This is a genomic window from Actinoalloteichus fjordicus (genome assembly GCF_001941625.1).
Lineage (GTDB): Bacteria > Actinomycetota > Actinomycetes > Mycobacteriales > Pseudonocardiaceae > Actinoalloteichus_A > Actinoalloteichus_A fjordicus.
In genome coordinates, this window is sequence record NZ_CP016076.1 from 6,961,163 (window position 1) to 6,978,445 (window position 17,283).

Annotated in this window: 10 protein-coding genes; 6 read left to right on the forward strand and 4 right to left on the reverse strand. The window is 70.8% G+C overall.

The window, feature by feature from the left end:
- Positions 1-24 precede the first annotated feature (24 nt).
- The 5 genes from UA74_RS29840 (at position 25) to UA74_RS33890 (ending at position 8,499) form a co-directional block, all read left to right on the forward strand.
- A complete protein-coding gene (locus tag UA74_RS29840) occupies positions 25-624 on the forward strand; it encodes a TrmH family RNA methyltransferase (protein WP_232237561.1) in 600 nt (199 codons plus the stop codon).
- Between the two features lie 237 nt (positions 625-861).
- A complete protein-coding gene (locus tag UA74_RS29845; protein WP_083683830.1) occupies positions 862-2,208 on the forward strand; it encodes a glycoside hydrolase family 76 protein in 1,347 nt (448 codons plus the stop codon).
- Positions 2,209-2,377: 169 nt separating this feature from the next.
- On the forward strand, positions 2,378-4,234 hold the full coding sequence (locus tag UA74_RS29850) for an NHL domain-containing thioredoxin family protein (RefSeq protein WP_075766376.1): 1,857 nt from the start codon (positions 2,378-2,380) through the stop codon (positions 4,232-4,234).
- A 564-nt stretch (positions 4,235-4,798) separates the two neighbouring features.
- Positions 4,799-5,092, forward strand: coding sequence for a GroES family chaperonin (locus UA74_RS29855; protein ID WP_157434688.1), 294 nt, complete (start codon positions 4,799-4,801; stop codon positions 5,090-5,092).
- Positions 5,093-5,310: 218 nt separating this feature from the next.
- A complete protein-coding gene (locus tag UA74_RS33890) occupies positions 5,311-8,499 on the forward strand; it encodes a VanW family protein (protein ID WP_232237562.1) in 3,189 nt (1,062 codons plus the stop codon).
- A 520-nt stretch (positions 8,500-9,019) separates the two neighbouring features.
- On the opposite strand, the gene UA74_RS29865 is transcribed toward UA74_RS33890, so the two are convergent.
- The 4 genes from UA74_RS29865 to dnaK all read right to left on the reverse strand — a co-directional run bounded on the left by UA74_RS29865 (position 9,020) and on the right by dnaK (position 13,854).
- Complete coding sequence (locus tag UA74_RS29865) at positions 9,020-9,448, reverse strand: heat shock protein transcriptional repressor HspR (RefSeq protein ID WP_075743145.1); 429 nt, start codon at positions 9,446-9,448, stop codon at positions 9,020-9,022.
- Between the two features lie 448 nt (positions 9,449-9,896).
- Entirely contained in the window at positions 9,897-11,084 is a 1,188-nt protein-coding gene (gene dnaJ, locus UA74_RS29870; protein ID WP_075743147.1) for a molecular chaperone DnaJ, read from the reverse strand.
- A gap of 23 nt (positions 11,085-11,107) precedes the next feature.
- The gene (locus UA74_RS29875) at positions 11,108-11,983 is read right to left on the reverse strand and encodes a nucleotide exchange factor GrpE (protein WP_075743148.1); all 876 of its coding nucleotides are present in this window, start codon (positions 11,981-11,983) and stop codon (positions 11,108-11,110) included.
- Positions 11,980-13,854, reverse strand: a complete 1,875-nt coding sequence (dnaK, locus tag UA74_RS29880) for a molecular chaperone DnaK (RefSeq protein ID WP_075743149.1) — start codon at positions 13,852-13,854, stop codon at positions 11,980-11,982. Before dnaK ends, UA74_RS29875 begins: the two co-directional genes overlap by 4 nt.
- A gap of 843 nt (positions 13,855-14,697) precedes the next feature.
- On the opposite strand from dnaK, the gene UA74_RS29885 reads away from it, so the two are divergent.
- Positions 14,698-16,743, forward strand: coding sequence for a S1 family peptidase (locus UA74_RS29885; protein WP_157434521.1), 2,046 nt, complete (start codon positions 14,698-14,700; stop codon positions 16,741-16,743).
- Positions 16,744-17,283 lie beyond the last annotated feature (540 nt).

Sequence of the window (17,283 nt, forward strand, 5' to 3'; positions counted from 1 at the left end):
TGGATCTTCGGCGAGCCGGTGGGGGTGGGGCCGTGGCAGGGCCCGCCGCCATCGGACGATCGCTACGACCCGACGCTGCTGGCCGAGGGCGACCGACGCAACGTCATGGACGCCTACCGCTACTGGCGGCGCGAGGCCGTGGTGGCCGACCTGGACGAGCGTCGACACGACTTCCACGTGGCCATCGAGAACTTCCAGCATGACCACAACATCGGCACGGTGGTGCGCACCGCCAATGCCTTCGCCGCCAAGGCCGTGCACATCGTCGGGCGGCGGCGCTGGAATCGGCGCGGCGCGATGGTGACCGATCGCTACCAGCACGTCCTGCATCAGCCCGATGTCGCCGCGCTGCTGGCCTTCGCCGCCGAACAGGACCTGAGCGTCGTCGCAGTGGACAACACGGCGGGCTCGGTCCGGCTGGAGGAGACCGCGCTCCCCCGGCGCTGCGTGCTCGTGTTCGGCCATGAGGGCGCAGGCGTCTCGCCTGCGGCACGCGAGGGCGCCGACCTGCTGGTCTCCATCGCGCAGTTCGGCTCCACCCGCTCGATCAACGCCGGAGTCGCGGCGGGCATCGTCATGCACGACTGGGTCAGCCGACACGCGGACCTCTCGACCGCCTGGTGACGGCCGCGCCTCCCCCGCCGGTTCCGCCAGGCCCGCTTCTCGCCGGGCCGGCTCGACCTGCGTGACGCAGGCGTCGGCTCGGCCCTGCCGACGGCTGCGCAGGGGTCGCCTTCCTCGCCTGCCGAGCAGCAGACTCGGCACTACGTCCTCGAAACAGGCCGCAGCCGGGGACATCCCGACGCGAGAACTCCACACCTCCGGCTGCGGACACCGGCCGGTAACCAGCACCATGGCGGGATGACGCGGGACTCCCAGAGCGACGCACGCAGTTCCGACCAGCCGGGCGCGGGCCACGACACCGCAGGCAGGCACGCCGCCGAGCGGACCGCCGCGGTCTGGGCGGATCGGGCGGGCGCCGCCGAGCACGCGGTACGCACCCGGCATCTGCGGCCGGTCTGGGGGCTGCCCGGCGCGCGGCTCGGGCGGATGCACTGGCCGCCGAGCCGACTGGAACGACTCGGCGTCGGCTCATGGGGCTACTGGTGGCAGGCGCACCTGCTGGACTGCGCGATCGACGCCTGGCTGCGCAGCCCGTCGCCGCGCCGCCGCGCGGTGATCCACGACGTCGTCCGGGCCGTCCCCCTGCGCAACGCGGGCTGGACGAATCACTACTTCGACGACATGGCCTGGCTGGGGCTGGCGCTGCAACGGGCGGAGGACTCGGTCCAGATCGCCCGCCCGAGGGCGATGCGGCTGCTCCTCACCGAGCTGCGCGGCGCGTGGACCGACCACGCGGGCGGCGGAATCTGGTGGCGGCGGCCCGAACGTCACCGCGACGACTTCAAGAACGTGCCGTCCAACGGACCGGCCGCGATCCTGCTGGCCAGGAACGCGCGGGCGGGCGGGCCCGGCTCGGACCTGGCACGGGCCGTCGACACCGCGGAGTGGATGGACCGCCTGCTCGTCGATCCGGACACCGGACTGGCCTGGGACGGCCTGCGCGTCACCGACGCGCCGGGCGCGCAGCCGAGCGCCGAGCCGTCCGGCCCGCCGGTCGCGCCGGGAGTCCGACTGATCGTGAAGCGGATCTACACCTACTGCCAGGGCGTGCTGCTGGGCTCCTTCCTCGAACTCGGGAGCGACACCGACGAGGAGCGGTGGTGGGAGCGGGCGAGGCGCACGATCGAGGCCGTCGACACGCACCTCGCCGACGGCGACGGGGTGCTACCTGGCCACGGCGGCGGGGACGGCGGGCTGTTCGGCGGCATCCTCGCCCGTTACCTGGCGCTCGCCGTCACGACGCTGCCCACGCACCACGCCGACGCGGCTGGCACCGCCCGACGGCTGGTGCTCGCCTCGGCCGAGGCCGCCTGGCGCAACCGGGCGGCGGCCGACGGCGGCCCGCTGTTCGGTCCGGACTGGTCGACGAAGGCGGTGGTCCCGGCGGGCCCGAGCGTTCCGAGGGCCTCCGTGGTCTCGGGCACCACCGGCTCGGCACGCGATCGAGACGGAGCCCGGCGGCCGGAGCGGGATCTCTCGGTGCAGCTGAGTGCCTGGATGCTGTTGGAGGCCGCTTCGACGGTGTCCCGGCACGACCTCCGCACGCAGCAGCCGGGCCGCCGAGACCGGCCCGACGAGACCTGACGAGGCCTGACGACCGGGCAGGCTCGGCGGCGGCCTTTCGACATCGGGCGGATCGAGGAGTAGCCACGGTCGACCGCGTCTTCCCGCCGTCGACACCGCAGGCCCGCCCCCGGTCCACATGCTGGACACGGCCGGGAACAAGCTGGTCAGCGGGTATGTTCAGGACATTATGGCCGTATCGAATCTGCGCCGTTCCCGAGTCCGGGCTCCCGAGCTGGCGGGCCGTGGCTGGCTGAACACCGGTGGCGAGTCCTACTCGATCAAGGACTTCCGGGGACGCATCGTCCTCCTGGACTTCTGGACCTTCTGCTGCATCAACTGCCTGCACGTCCTGGATGAGCTGCGGCCGTTGGAGGAGGAGTTCTCCGACGTGCTGGTCACCATCGGGGTGCACTCGCCGAAGTTCGTGCATGAGGCCGACCCGGCCGCACTCGCGGCGGCCGTGGAACGGTACGAGGTCACTCATCCGGTGTTGGACGACCCGGAGCTGATCACCTGGCAGGCGCACGCCGTCCGGGCCTGGCCGACGCTGGTCGTCATCGACCCGGAGGGCTACGTCGTGCACGTCGCGGCGGGCGAAGGCCACGTCGAGGCGCTGCGCGCGGTCATCGTCGAGCTGATCGCCGAGCACGAGTCGAAGGGGACGCTGCACCGAGGCGAGGGCCCGTACGTCGCGCCGGAGCCCGCCGAGACCACGCTGCGCTTCCCGAGCAAGGCCATCGCGACGGCGGCCGGAACCCTGCTGGTGGCCGACACGAGGCACCATCGCGTGGTCGAACTGGACGCCGACGGCGAGACGGTGCTCCGTCGGATCGGCCGGGGAACGCGAGGCGACCGGGACGGCGACTCGGCGACCGCCGAGTTCTCCGAGCCGTCGGGCCTGGCGCTGCTGCCCGAGGACGTCGCGGCCGAGGCCGGCTATCACCTGGTGGTCGCCGACACGGTCAACCACACGCTGCGCGGGGTGAACCTGACCACCGGCCGGGTACAGACGGTGGCGGGCACCGGGGAGCAGTGGCGCTCCGGTGTCGACGCCGGACCCGCGACCGAGGTCCCGCTGACCAGCCCGACGGACGTCGCCTGGTGGGGTCGGGCGGACGCCGTGATCGTCGCGATGGCGGGCAATCACACCCTCGGTCTCTTCGATCCTCGGCGCGGCACGGTGTCCCGGTTCGCGGGCACGACCGTCGAGGGCCTGTCGGACGGCCCGGCCGAGGAGGCCTTCCTCGCCCAGCCCGCAGGCCTCGCGGCCACCGAGGATCGGCTCTGGTTCGTCGACTCGGAGACCTCGGCGCTGCGCTGGGTGGGTCTGGAGGCAGGCCGGTTCACCGTGCGCACCGCCGTGGGGACCGGGCTCTTCGACTTCGGCCACCGCGACGGCCCGGCGGCCCAGGCCCTGTTCCAGCATCCGCTCGGCGTGACGGCGCTGGCCGACGGCAGCCTCGCAGTCGCCGACACCTACAACGGTGCCCTCCGCCGCTACGATCCGGCGGCCGACTCGGTGTCGACGCTGGTCGACGGGCTCGCCGAACCCTCCGGCGCAGCGCTGCTCGACGACGAACTGGTGGTGGTCAGCTCGGCGGCACATCGCGTCGACCGGCCGATCCCGCCGGGAATCGCGGCCACGCTGGTCGCGGGGCAGGCCCATCAGGTGCGGCGTCCGCCGAGCGAGCTGGCTCCCGGCCCCGTGGAGCTGGCCGTGGTGTTCACGCCGCCGCCCGGTCAGAAGCTCGACGAGCGCTACGGCCCGTCGACCAGGGTCGAGATCACCTCGTCGCCGCCGGAGCTGCTCGTGTCCGGTGCCGGGACCGACACGGCGCTGACGCGGCAGCTCGTCATCGCCGACGACGTCGAGGGCGGCGTGCTGCACGTGGTGGCCCAGGCAGCGGCCTGCGACGACGATCCCGCCGTGGAGCACCCGGCATGCAGGCTCGCGCGTCAGGACTGGGGCATCCCGATCCGCGTCGTGCCCTCCGGTGCCACTCGCCTCCCGCTGATGATGGGCGGCCTGGATCACGAGAGCTGAATCGCCGACCGAGCCCGGCCGACCGGCCGTCAGAGGCAAGGCACAGCGGGCTCGACCTCGCCGGGGTCTATAGAGCCTGTCTTTGATCCCCACTTTCCTGTTGCGCGGGGCCAGCGCGGCGATCTGCGGCGTTGTCGTCAGTCAACATAACTCCGTTATGCCTCCTTCCTCCGCCTGGCAGCTCAGCCACGCTGATCCCCGCTCACGACGAAGGAGGATCAAAGACAGGCTCTGACGGCCTGTCTCGGCGCGGTCGTCCGGGAGGTCGCGCGGTCGGGGACCGGGACGTCCGACGCCTGCGGATGAGCGGCACTGCACAGGACGATCCACATCGCCGCAGGTCCGCCTCATCAGGGCGCCCGAGGAGCCCCGATCGCCTATGCGCGCTCAGCATCCGAACGACTACCCCTAGTGCCGAGTGGGCTGGATCACCCGGTGTAACGTTGGGCTCGCACCCAGCCGGGTAGCCGAGCTCCTCGGCGTTCAGCCACCCGTGACGGTGACGTCAGCAGGTGAGGGACAAGTAGACTCCAGCGAGTGTCAGTAGCGAAGCTCGAAATCCAGATGCTGCACGACCGGGTCATGGTCCGTGTCACATCGGAGGACGGGGAACGCCGAAGCAGTGGCGGGATCGTGATTCCGGCCACCGCCCAGGTCGCGAAGCGTCTGATCTGGGGCGAGGTCGTCGGAGTCGGGAACAACGTCCGCGCGGTCAAGGCAGGCGACCGCGTCTTGTTCAGTCCTGACGAGCAGTTCGAGGTCGAGATCCAGGGCCAGGCTCACCTGGTGATGCGGGAACGTGACCTGCATGCGGTCGCCCATGAGCAGGCCGAGCACGGGACCGGACTCTATCTGTGATCGTGACCCCGATGTGACGATGGGCAGGTAGGCACTCTCTGCAAGCCCCACACGATCGAGCACGAAAGATTGGGGGAGCGGTGTCGGAGCGCACTGGCCCGTCTGAACCGCGGAACACTCGGCACGGGGAGTCAGAGCACACCACCTTCCTCACCTCGAGGGAGACGAACTCGCCGACGGCGGCGGCAACCTCGCCGCAGGCTGCGGCGTCTAACGACGTGTCAGACGTACCAGCACACCCACGGCCCGAGCGGAACGACGGCGACGCCGCCCGCGAGGCCGCGCAGGCACATCCCGCGCAGCAGGCGGGTCCGCCGGTAGACGCAGACACCGCTCCCTTCCGGCCGGTGCGGCCGAGCCAGGAATCGGACGGCTCCGCCGCCGCTCCCGCCGGGTCTGCGAGCACCTCGCAACCGCAGCAGGGCCCGCCGAATCACGGTCCGAATCAGAGCAGGACCGACCCTTCGCCGACGCCACAACGGCAGACCGGGCAGGCCCCGGCGGGCCAGGAACGCACCTCGCTGTTCCGTCCCGTCCAGCCGACCGAGGCGGGGCCGTCGTCGGGACAGGAGCCGGGCAGGCAGCAGGCAGGTCAGGAGAGCACCTCCCTGTTCCAGCCGATCCAGCAGCCGCCCGCCGCCGGGCAGCCGCACGGTGCTCAGTCACACGGTGGACAGTCACCGGGCGGACAGCCACAACAGCAGGGCGGCCAGCCGAGCGGGGCAGGCGGGCAGGAGCGCACCTCGCTCTTCCAGCCGTTCCAACAGCAGCCGGGACAACAGCAGCCGAACCCGCACCAGGGGGGTCAGCAGCAGCCGGGCCAGCCGGGTCAGCAGCAGCCGCTGAACCAGAATCAGCAGACCCAGCGTCAGCATCAGCCCGGGGAGACCGGGCCTGGGCAGAACAGACCGGACCGCCCGGCCGATCAGGGCACCGCCGGGCTCTCCGGATCGCTCACCGGCTCGCTGAGCGGCAGCGCTCCGGAACACGGCTCGCAGCCGGGCGACCGGACCGGACCGCAGGGCACTCGCCCGCAGCAGGGCGACGGCTCCGCCCTGAGCGGCTCGCTGTCCGGTGGGCTCTCCGGCTCACTCTCGCCTGACGCACCCGGAACGCGACCGCCCGCCGCCGAGGCCGAGCCGGAACGCACCACCACGTTCTCCCCGATCCGAGACGCCGAGACCACTCGCTTCGAGGGCACCGGCAGTCCCGCCCCGTCGTCCCAGTCCTCGCTGACGGGCAGGCTCGGCGACGAGTCGGCGACCACCCACGTCGCAGCGGGCTCACTCCAGAACCGCGACGGATACGCCGCGCAGACCGAGGCCATCTCCACCACGGCGCTGCCGCAGAACGCGCAGCAGGCCACGACGAACCTGAACGCGTCCCGGCCCACCGAGAACTTCACGGCAGGCGATCAGGGCCGCGACGGCGATCCGGCGTTCCAAGGCGCGCTGCTCGGCTCGGTGACGCTGCCGCCGCCCGGCAGCCCCGGCGCGGACGAGCCGCAGACGGTGGTGATCCCCCGGATCGCCGCAGGCCCTGCGATGCAGATCGAGGAGCCGCAGGGCGGCCTGACCGCGCTCTTCGACGGCAGCGAGGCGGCGGCGGAGCACGCCCGGCAGGAATCCGCTCGCCGTGAAGCCGGCGCCGAGCCGGACTCTCATTATCCGATGAGCGACGCCGAGTACGCCCGCAGGCTCGACAAGGTCAAGCGTGGCGGTCTGATCGCTGCGGCCGCCGTCGGGGTGCTCGGGCTGCTGTACGGCGCCGACCTCATGCTCACCTCCAACCACATCCCTCGGGGCGTCACCGTCGCGGGGGTCGAGATCGGCGGCATGGAGCGAGACGCCGCCGAGGATCGGCTGCGCACCGAGATCGGCCCGCGACTGGACGACCCGGTCGCCGTGCAGGCGGGCGACGTCGAGACCGAGATCGACCCGGAGTCGGCGGGGCTCACCCTGGACTGGGACCGGACGCTCACCCAGGTTCAGGATCAGCCGCTGAACCCCTTCGTCCGGCTCTCGTCCTTCTTCACGAGCCGGGACGTCGACGTCGTCACGGCCACCGACCGCGCCGCGCTCACCAGCACCGTGGAGGCACTGGCACCCGAGGTCAACCGGGAGCCCGCCGAGGGCACCATCACCTTCGAGGGCGCCACGCCCGTCGCGGTCGAGCCGGTCAACGGCCAGAATCTCGACGTCGGTCGCTCGGTCGACGTCCTGTACTCGGGCTGGGCCGACGGGCGGCGCCTCGACCTGCCGGTCAACGTCGTCGAGGTGAGCACGACCAGCGAGGGCGTCCAGCAGGCGATCACCGACTACGCGGCACCGGCCGTGGCCTCGCCCGTCACCATCACCGGCGACGGGAAGAACGCCATGCTGGAGCCGGGCGCCATCGCCTCGGCACTCACCTTCACCCCGGACGACGAGGGCGGTCTTACTCCGGAGCTGGACATGGGCAAGGTGACCGAGTCGCTCGCGCCGCAGCTCGCCGACACCGAGGAAGAGGGCCAGGACGCCGAGATCCTCTTCACCGGCGGATCGCCGACGATCGAGCCGTCCGTGGATGGCCGAGGCATCAACTGGGAGACGACGCTGGAGACGCTGCCCGACGTGCTGCGCTCCGCCGACGCCGCCGAGCGCACCCTCCCGGCGGAGTACGAGGAACAGCCCGCCGAGATCACCACCGAACAGGTCGAAGGCCTCGGCATCAACGAGGTGATCAGCAGCTTCACCACCGGCGGGTTCGCGCCCGACTCCGGCATCAACATCCGGCAGGCCGCTCAGGAGGTCAACGGCGCGATCGTCCCGCCCGGCGAGACGTTCACCCTGAACAACCACACCGGGCCGCGTGGCGCGGCCGAGGGCTACGTGGACGCGGGCATCATCCAGGACGGTGCGCCCGGCCGAGCGGTCGGCGGCGGCATCTCCCAGTTCGCCACCACGCTCTACAACGCCTACTACTTCGCGGGGCTCCAGGACAACGGCCACCAGGAGCACAGCTACTACATCAGCCGCTATCCCGAGGGCCGCGAGGCGACCGTCTTCCAGAACCCGGACGGCAGCAGCGTCATCGACGTCGGCTTCGTCAACGACAGCGACACCGGCGTGGCGATCCAGACGAACTGGACGCCCAGCGAGGTCACCGTCACGATCTGGGGAACCAAGCGCTATGAGGTCGAGTCCGTGACCGGCCCGCGCACCAACCCCACCGAGCCGCAGACCAAGGAGATCCCCGAGGGCGAGCCGTGCAGCCCCAGCAACGGCGGCGGGGGCTTCACCGTCACCGACACGCGGATCCTCCGCGATCTCTCCGGCAACGAGGTCCGGCGCGACGGCCCCCGCTCGGTCACCTACAACCCGCAGCCCCGCATCGTTTGCGGTGGCGGCGACGACAGCGACGAGTGACGTCCGAATAGCGTCATCGAGCGCAGGCGGCCGGGTCGGGAGACAGCTCCGACCCGGCCGTTCTCGTTCTCGCCTGCGGCAGGCGGGCGGTGCGGCGGCGGGTTTGTTCACCACTCGGATGGCGGGTTCTGGAGGGGCCGTCCTCGGCGGGCAGGCTCGGCTATGGATCGCGCACTGCGTGCTTTCCCGTTCCCGCTCGCCCGCCGATGGCTGGGTGGAGCCCGATCCGACAACGGAACGAGGTCAGGCGACCGATCAGCGTCGCTGGTCGGGAGCCGTCGTTGCTCGGCAGGCGGATGTCAGGCCTCCGCGCGCGGCACGGATGGCAGGCACGGTCGGAGCGTGCAGGCCGGGCGGCTCGACCGGCCTTGGCCGGGTCCACGTCACGGTGATCCTGAACCGGCGGGTTCGCAGGCCTGACCGGTGCCTGCCCCGGCACCGCCACCCCTGACGGAGTTCCAGCCTGCGCCCAGAGCCGAGTCGCGACGAGCGAGCCGCCGTCCGGCCGAGCCGAGCGCGGTCAGCGGGACTGCGGACGCCAGACGACCAGCGCGGTCTCCCGACGTACCGGCACCAGGTCTCGCCGGTAGGAGGTGTGCACGGCGGCGGCGGCCTGCTCGGCGGCGACGTGCGCCGCAGCGACCTCATGCGCCAATTCGAGCACCTGCGCGCGCAGATCCTCGACCTCGTTCTCCAGCTCGATGATGCGCTTGACCCCGGCGAGGTTGACACCCTCGTCCTGCGAGAGTCGCTGCACCTCGCGTAGCAGGCCGATGTCTCGCGCCGAGTATCGACGTCCGCCGCCTGCCGTGCGTCCCGGCGAGACCAGCCCGAGCCGGTCGTAGGTACGCAGCGTCTGGGCGTGCAGGCCGGAGAGCTGGGCGGCCACCGAGATGACGAACACCGGAGTGTCCTCGTCGACTCCTGGCGGAAACGGAATTCCGGTCATGTCGTCTCCTCCGCTTCAGGTCTGACGCTGTCAGGACTCGGCTGATCAGGTCTCGGCTGTCACGACGTCGTCGCCGCGACCGCGTCGAGCGGGCTCGGCGATCACGGCACGGCGATCGAACTGCGGTCGCCGTGGGTCCTCCTGGCGAGCGCCGTGCCGCGCGACCCCGCCACGAACGGGGCCCCGGAGCAGGCCGCGACCATGAGCAGGCCGACGCCCCGAGTCGCCCGGCGTCCGAGGAACTCCCCGCATCGGGCGGGCGCGCACCTCGGACACGCCTGTCGAGGACACGCACGCCACCGGGGCGAGAACGCACCTCACCCGCGACGCCGCCGGGACGATCGCATCGACGGTATCGGCTGCGAAGTACCCAGGGAGGGACGTCGCCACGCTCCCGGGCAGCCCTGCCCTCACCGTCGCGACCTCCGCAGTGGGGAACACGTCGGCGTCACCCCCGGTGTCCGTCGTCCAACAGTCTGGTCAGCTCGGCACGGGGATCGTGCTCCTCGGTGGCCTCCGCGTAGGCACGCAGGGCCTCCTCGGCCTTGCCCTCCAGCCGGGACGGGACGGTGACCTGGAGAGTCACGAGCAGATCGCCCGTGGAACCGTCCCGTTTGCCGATGCCCCGGCCACGGACACGCAGCACGCGGCCGCTGGTCGTACCGGGCGCCACCTTCACCGACACCCGCCCGTCCAGGGTCGGCACACTCAGTGTGGCGCCCAGGGTCAGCTCGGGAAAGGTCACCGGGAGCGCCAGGGTCAGATCGTCACCCTCTCGGCCGAACACCGGGTGCGGGGTGACGTGCACTCGGACGTAGAGATCGCCTGCGGCCGCGCCGCGCCTGCCCGGCTCGCCCTGTCCGGAGAGTCGAATGCGCTGTCCGTCGGTGACGCCGCTGGGGATGCGCACCGTCAGCGTCCTGGTCTGAGTGCTGACGCCGTCACCGCCGCATTCCGGGCAGGGATCGTCGATCAGCTTTCCGGTGCCCCGGCAGTCACGGCACGGCTCGCTGAACGCGAAGGCCCCCTGGCTGCGGGTGACCAGACCCGCGCCGGAACACGTCGGACACGTCCTCGGCGAGGTGCCGGGGCGGGCACCGGAGCCGTGACAGGTGGTGCAGGCCGCCGGGCTGGACAGCCGCAGCGGAACGGTGGCGCCCCGGATCGCCTCGACGAAGTCGAGACGGATCTCGGTCTCCACGTCCGCGCCGCGCTGCGGTCGGGCACCGCCCTGTTGGGCGCCCCGCTGCTTGCCGAAGAGACCGCCGAGGATGTCGCCGATCCCGCCCGCACCGCCTGCCGCACCGCCACCCCGGTTGGCGAACATGTCGCTGAAGTCGAAGGTGCTGTTGCCGAAGCCCTCGAAGTTGTTGGGACGGAAGCCGCCACCGCCCGAGCCGCCGAAGAGTCTGCGCGCCTCGTCGTACTGCTTGCGCTTCTCCGAGTCAGAGAGCACGCCATAGGCCTCGGACACCGCCTTGAAGCGGGACTCGGCCTTGGTGTCGCCCGGGTTCGCGTCCGGATGCAGTTCCCTGGCGAGCTTGCGGTAGGACCGCTTCACCTCGTCAGAGGACGCGTCAGGAGGGACGCCCAACTCCGCGTAGAAGTCCTTCTCGATCCAGTCTCTCGCGCTCATTCGGACGTCCCCCCTTCTGACGATCAGTCTTCCTTGGCAGCCGACTCGCCGACAGCGTCGGTCGACGAGCCTGCCTGCTGATCACTCGACGGCGTCTCGTCCGCCGCGGCCGCCGAGGAGGCGGGCGCGGCGGCCTCGTAGTCGGTGACCGCGACCAGAGCCGGGCGCAGGATCCGGTCGCCGAACCGGTAACCGCGCCGGAGCACCATCGTCACGGTCGGCCCGGACACGTCGGGAGACGTGTCGTGCTGCACCGCTTCGTGCGCCGTCGGGTCGAACGGCTCGTTCGCCTCACCGTAGGGCTCGAGGCCCGACTTGGTGAGTGCCCCGACCAGCTTGTCCGCCACCGACCGGAAGGCACCGGTCAGATCACCGTGGGCCTCGGCCCGCTCCAGGTCGTCCAGGACGACGAGGAGCTCGGCCGCGAGCTGGGATCGACCCGCCACCGCGACGGCCTCCCGATCACGGTCGACCCGCTTGCGGTAGTTCGCGTACTCGGCGTTCAACCGCTTCAGATCGGCCGTGCGGTCGGCGAGCTGCCGGGTGAGGTCCTCCCACTCGGCCTGGACCGGGTCGGCCGCCCCCGACGGGGGGGACGCGGCTGCCGCCTCGGCCGCCGCCGTCAGGTCGGCGACGTCGTCCTCGGTCGGGAAGACCGGCTGATCGGCGGCCGAGTCCACCGTCTCCTCGGCTTCGATCACCGCGTCCGGTCCGGCGGCAGCAGTGTCCGCGGAGTTCTCGGACGGGGCGGCCTGCTTCTCGGACGTCGCATCGGCGGGCTCGGACACACGCACCTCTCCGGTCTGCGGGTCGATGCGGCGGCGGTCGTGGAACGCGAACCGCGGCTGCTCCGTCCCGCTCTCGTTCTCCCCGTTCTCCGCTCGGTCCGAGGAACTCACTTCTTGTCCTTGTCGTCCTCGTCGACGATCTCGGCGTCCACGACGTCGTCCTTCTGCGCACCGGCACCAGCACCGGCACCTGCCCCGCCGGGTGCCTCGGCGCCCTCGGCACCGGGGGCGCCCGCAGCTCCCGCGTCGGCGTAGAGCGCCTGGCCCAGGGTCTGCGACTCGGTGGCCAGCTTCTCCACTGCGGTGCGGATCGCCGCGACGTCGGTGCCCTTGAGGGCTTCCTTGGCCTCGGTGACGGCCGTCGTCACCTTCTCCTTGGCCTCGGCGGGCAGCTTCTCGTCGTTGTCCTTGATGAACTTCTCGGTCTGGTAGACGAGGGTCTCCGCCTGGTTGCGGACCTCCGCCTCCTCACGACGCTGCTTGTCGTCCTCGGCGTGCGCCTCGGCTTCCTGCATCATCCGGTCGATCTCGTCCTTGGGCAGGGCCGAGCCGCCGGTGATGGTCATCGACTGCTCGTTGCCGGTGCCCAGGTCCTTCGCGGACACGTGCACGATGCCGTTCGCGTCGATGTCGAAGGTGACCTCGATCTGCGGCAGGCCGCGCGGCGACGGCGGCAGCCCGATCAGCTCGAACATGCCGAGCTTCTTGTTGTAGGCGGCGATCTCGCGCTCACCCTGGAAGACCTGGATCTGCACCGAGGGCTGGTTGTCGTCGGCGGTGGTGAAGATCTCCGAGCGCTTGGTCGGGATCGTCGTGTTGCGCTCGATGAGCTTGGTCATGACGCCGCCCTTGGTCTCGATGCCCAGGGACAGCGGGGTGACGTCGAGCAGCAGGACGTCCTTGACCTCGCCCTTGAGGACGCCCGCCTGCAACGAGGCGCCGACCGCGACGACCTCGTCGGGGTTCACGCCCTTGTTGGGCTCGCGTCCGCCGGTCAGCTCGGTGATCAGCTCGCCGACGGCGGGCATCCGGGTGGAGCCGCCGACCAGGACGACGTGGTCGATGGCCGAGATCGAGACGCCCGCGTCCTTGATGACGTTGGCGAACGGCGCGCGGCAGCGGTCGAGCAGGTCCGAGGTGATGCGCTGGAACTCGGCGCGGGAGAGCGTCTCGTCCAGGAACAGCGGGTTCTTCTCGGAGTCGACCGTGATGTACGGCAGGTTGATCGCGGCCGTCGACGAGGAGGACAGCTCGATCTTGGCCTTCTCGGCGGCCTCACGCAGCCGCTGCATGGCCATCTTGTCCTTGGTCAGGTCGATGCCCTGCGAGGACTTGAACTTCTCGACCAGCCAGTCCACGACCCGCTGGTCCCAGTCGTCACCGCCGAGGAGGTTGTCACCCGAGGTGGCGCGGACCTCGACGACGCCGTCGCCGATCTCCAGCAGGGACACGTCGAACGTGCCGCCGCCGAGGTCGAAGACGAGGATCGTCTGTTCCTTCTCGCCCTTGTCCAGGCCGTAGGCCAGCGCGGCCGCCGTCGGCTCGTTGACGATGCGGAGCACGTTGAGCCCCGCGATCGTCCCGGCCTCCTTGGTGGCCTGCCGCTGGGCGTCCTCGAAGTAGGCGGGCACGGTGATCACAGCGTCGGTGATCTCCTCGCCGAGGTAGGCCTCGGCGTCCCGCTTCAGCTTCTGCAGGGTCCTGGCGCTGATCTCCTGCGAGGTGTACTTCTTGCCGTCGATCTCCACGGTCCAGTCGGTACCCATGTACCGCTTGACCGAGCGGATCGTCCGGTCGACGTTGGTGACCGCCTGGTTCTTGGCCGACTGGCCGACCAGCACCTCGCCGTTCTTCGCGAACGCGACGACCGACGGCGTCGTCCGCGAACCCTCGGAGTTCGCGATGACCGTCGGTTCACCACCCTCCAACACGGCGACAACCGAGTTGGTCGTACCGAGGTCGATACCGACCGCACGCGACATCGAGGAACCTCCAGCTAAAAGACGTGTGTGTCAGAGCCTGAGCGGCTCACGCTCAAGTCTGGCAGACCTACAGGCCCACGACGGCGACTTGAGCGAGTTCCACTCAACCTTCCTGCCTGTGAACGCAGGATATCGGGGAGAAGTTCCCGAGTCCGCCCTCGCCTGACCCGACGAGACGCGGATCACGATCCAACCCCAACGCCAGGCGAGGCGGGGGTCGCCCGGCACCGGCCGGCCGGTCACGCCACCGGAGGGGTCGGGCTCGGCCTGCCGCTATCGCCCCGTATCGCCCCGCAGACTCTCGCGCCGAGAAGTCGCTCCGAGCCCGCCCGAGTCGCCGACGCCCGCGGATCGGGGACGCCCGCCCGCCGAGCGAGTGCGCAGGCCGCTCGCACCGTCCCACCAGGTGGATCGACAGGCCGCCGAAGGGGCGATCGGCGTCACCCTCGACAGCCGATCACGGATCGATCACTCGAAGATCGACCGCGACGCTCTTCGGACCCCTGGCGCACCAGGGAAATCGCTCTGCCTCGTCGCGCTCGCGTGCCCCAGCGGCCCCATTGCCACGCACGAATCTCACCTGAAGTGACAATGCGATCACTCCATGGAGCTAAGCGGGGCAGCTGACTGGCGGCTTCGCAGGGTACACGCACATTTCGGACGCATCACCCAAAGCCAGACGCACGGTCAACGAACCCGCACGCTGCGCATATAACGAACAGGTCAACTTCGTGCCTATTTTCACGAGCACCACCCGTGCCAACCTTCCGTGAGGTTACGGTCCCCTCGTCACCTGAACGTGTGACCCCAACCGGGGGGCTGGGGCACTGGGGAAGGAGCTAAATGAGCAAGGCAAGTCCCAGTCGGGGGCTGCTCGCCGCGGCGTTGTCCGCCGGTGTTGTCACCCTGGGGGCCTTCGGGGGCGTCGCAAGCGCCCAGACCGAGGATGCGTCCCCGCTGAGCAGCGCCGACGTGAACGTCGAGTCGATCCCCTCCGAGATGCAGGTCGCCATCGAGCGTGACCTCGGCATCAGCGCCGAGGCATACGCAGAGCAGGCCACGGCGGCAGGCAACGCGTCGATCACCAGCACCCGGCTCGCCGGTGAACTGGGCGACAGCTTCGGCGGCTCGTGGTTCAACTCGGACACGAACTCGCTCCACGTCAAGGTCACCGACAACGCGGCGGCGCAGGTCGCCGTCGATCTCGGTGCCGAGGTCGAGGTCGGTGGACCCAGCCTCAGCCAGCTCGACGCCGCGAGCGCAGAACTCGCCTCGTGGGCGTCCGGCCAGGGCGGCCTCGTCGCAGGCGTCTCGGTCGACGTCCAGAGCAGCTCGGTCGTCGTGACCCTCGCCAATGGCGAAGAGGCCGCAGGCCTCGCAGGCCAGGTCCCGAACGTCGGTGTCGACGTCACGACCCAGCAGGAGACCGCCGAGCGCAGGCTCGTCGAGATCAACGCGGGCGACGGCTACTTCACCGGCAACCAGGCCGAGGACCAGCTCCTCGGCATCTGCTCCTTCGGCTTCCCGGCGTACAACGCCGCAGGCAGCCCCCTGTACCTGACCGCCGGGCACTGCTACGGCGACGAGGACTACAGCGTCGCCTACCGGGAGACCCCCGGCCAGGAGCCGACGCTGCCGCTGGAGCGCCTCGGCGACTTCGACGTCGTGTCCTTCGGTGAGAACAACACCGACTTCGCGACCATCAACGTCACCGGCGACACCATCGCCCCGGCCGTCAACACCTGGGACGGCTCCACGACCACCCTCACCGGGGTCGTCGCGCCGATCGAGGGCATGGAGGTCTGCAAGTCGGGCCGCACCACCCAGTACACCTGTGGCGAGATCACACACGCCGCGACCACCTGGGAGGGCGTGAACGACGGCAACGGAAACCTCGTCGACATCGACGGCTTCGAGCACAGCGCCTGCACCGAGGGCGGTGACAGTGGCGGTGCCATCGTCGCGGGCTCCCTCGCCGTCGGCATCACCTCCGCTGCCGCGGGCAACGCCGACGGCGGCTGCGAGATCACGGACGGTCAGGGCAACCCGATCGACCCGATCTCGCTCGGCGTCTCGCTGACCTCCGACGTGCTGCCCCACCTGGACGGCGTCGCCGTTCTCACCGAGGTCAACGCGCCGGTCATCGAGTCCCCCGAGGACGGCCAGCGCGTCGGCGAGGACGAGCAGGTCATCAGCGGTACCGCGAACCCGTTCGCCACGCTCTCCGTGCAGATCAACGACCAGACCGCCGAGGTTCAGGCCGACGCTGACGGTGCCTGGGAGCTTCGTCCCAACGACGCGCTGCCGGTCGGCGAATACTCGGTCACCGCGACGCAGTCGCTGACGGTGGGCGGCGAGAGCTGGACCTCCGAGGAGACCAGCCTCACCTTCTTCGTCGCCCCGGCCGCTCCGGCCATCCTGGAGCCCGCCGACGGCGCCGAGAGCGACAACGCCACGCCGACCGTCAGCGGTACCGCTGAGGCCGGTGCGATCGTCACCGTCTCGGTCGACGACAAGGAGATCGGCAGCTCCGACGCCGACGCCGACGGCAACTGGTCCGTCAACGTCGTCGACGCGCTGCCCGCGGGCTCGCACACCATCACCGCCGTGCAGGTCATCGACGGTGTCGACTCCGCGACCGCCAGCGTGACCTACATCGTGCTGGACGAAGACGGCGAGGTCCCGCCCCCCACCACGCCGCCCGGCGACGGTGACGGGGAAGGCCCGGGTGCCGGTGCTCCGGACGAGGACGAGGACGACCTGGCTGACACCGGTGCGAACTTCATCCTCCCGCTGATCATCATCGGCGGCGTGGCACTCGCAGGCGGAACCTTCATGGCGCTCAAGTTCCGGCGTCGCAACGCCGCGGGCACCGACGGCATCGCCTGATACCCGGTGATACCGGTTCGATGAACCGCTGAACGACCGAGAGGGCGGCCACTCCAGATCGGAGTGGCCGCCCTCTCTCGCGTCCGGGCCGTCCGGGCCGATGTCGACGCACGACTACCCGTCACGTCTTCTTCGCACGAGGGACGGGCCGAGAACGGCGACCCCGGCCTGCTCCACGCCGAGCCGGGCGCGGCGGTTCGCCGCCGGCGGTCCACACTGGACCGGGCTCACGGGCAGCTCCGGCACGGCTCGGGACTTCGGACCGACCGACACGCGCGGGCCGTCACCCTAGTCCGCTCGCTCGGCTGCCTGCTCGAATCCGGCCTGGGCAAGGCACCGCCGCCTGCTCGCCGCCTCCCACGACGGGCTCGCCGACGACGAAGACTGCAAGGCCCGAAGCCGCCGCAGGCGCACCAGAACGGCGGGACCGGCGGACGTCCCTGGGAACACGGACACGATCGCGCGGTGATCCTGTCGAACGTCAACGCGCTCGAAGTCGCGTGGTCCGGGCAGGGGACACTCGTCGTACCGCCGACACCA

Coding starts and splice junctions, on each gene's coding strand:
- UA74_RS29845 (WP_083683830.1), top strand. CDS start 862: ATGACGCGGGACTCCCAGAGCGACGCACGCAGTTCCGACCAGCCGGGC.
- UA74_RS29850 (WP_075766376.1), top strand. CDS start 2,378: ATGGCCGTATCGAATCTGCGCCGTTCCCGAGTCCGGGCTCCCGAGCTG.
- UA74_RS29855 (WP_157434688.1), top strand. CDS start 4,799: ATGCTGCACGACCGGGTCATGGTCCGTGTCACATCGGAGGACGGGGAA.
- UA74_RS29865 (WP_075743145.1), bottom strand. CDS start 9,448: ATGACCGGAATTCCGTTTCCGCCAGGAGTCGACGAGGACACTCCGGTG.
- dnaJ (WP_075743147.1), bottom strand. CDS start 11,084: ATGAGCGCGAGAGACTGGATCGAGAAGGACTTCTACGCGGAGTTGGGC.
- dnaK (WP_075743149.1), bottom strand. CDS start 13,854: ATGTCGCGTGCGGTCGGTATCGACCTCGGTACGACCAACTCGGTTGTC.
- UA74_RS29885 (WP_157434521.1), top strand. CDS start 14,698: ATGAGCAAGGCAAGTCCCAGTCGGGGGCTGCTCGCCGCGGCGTTGTCC.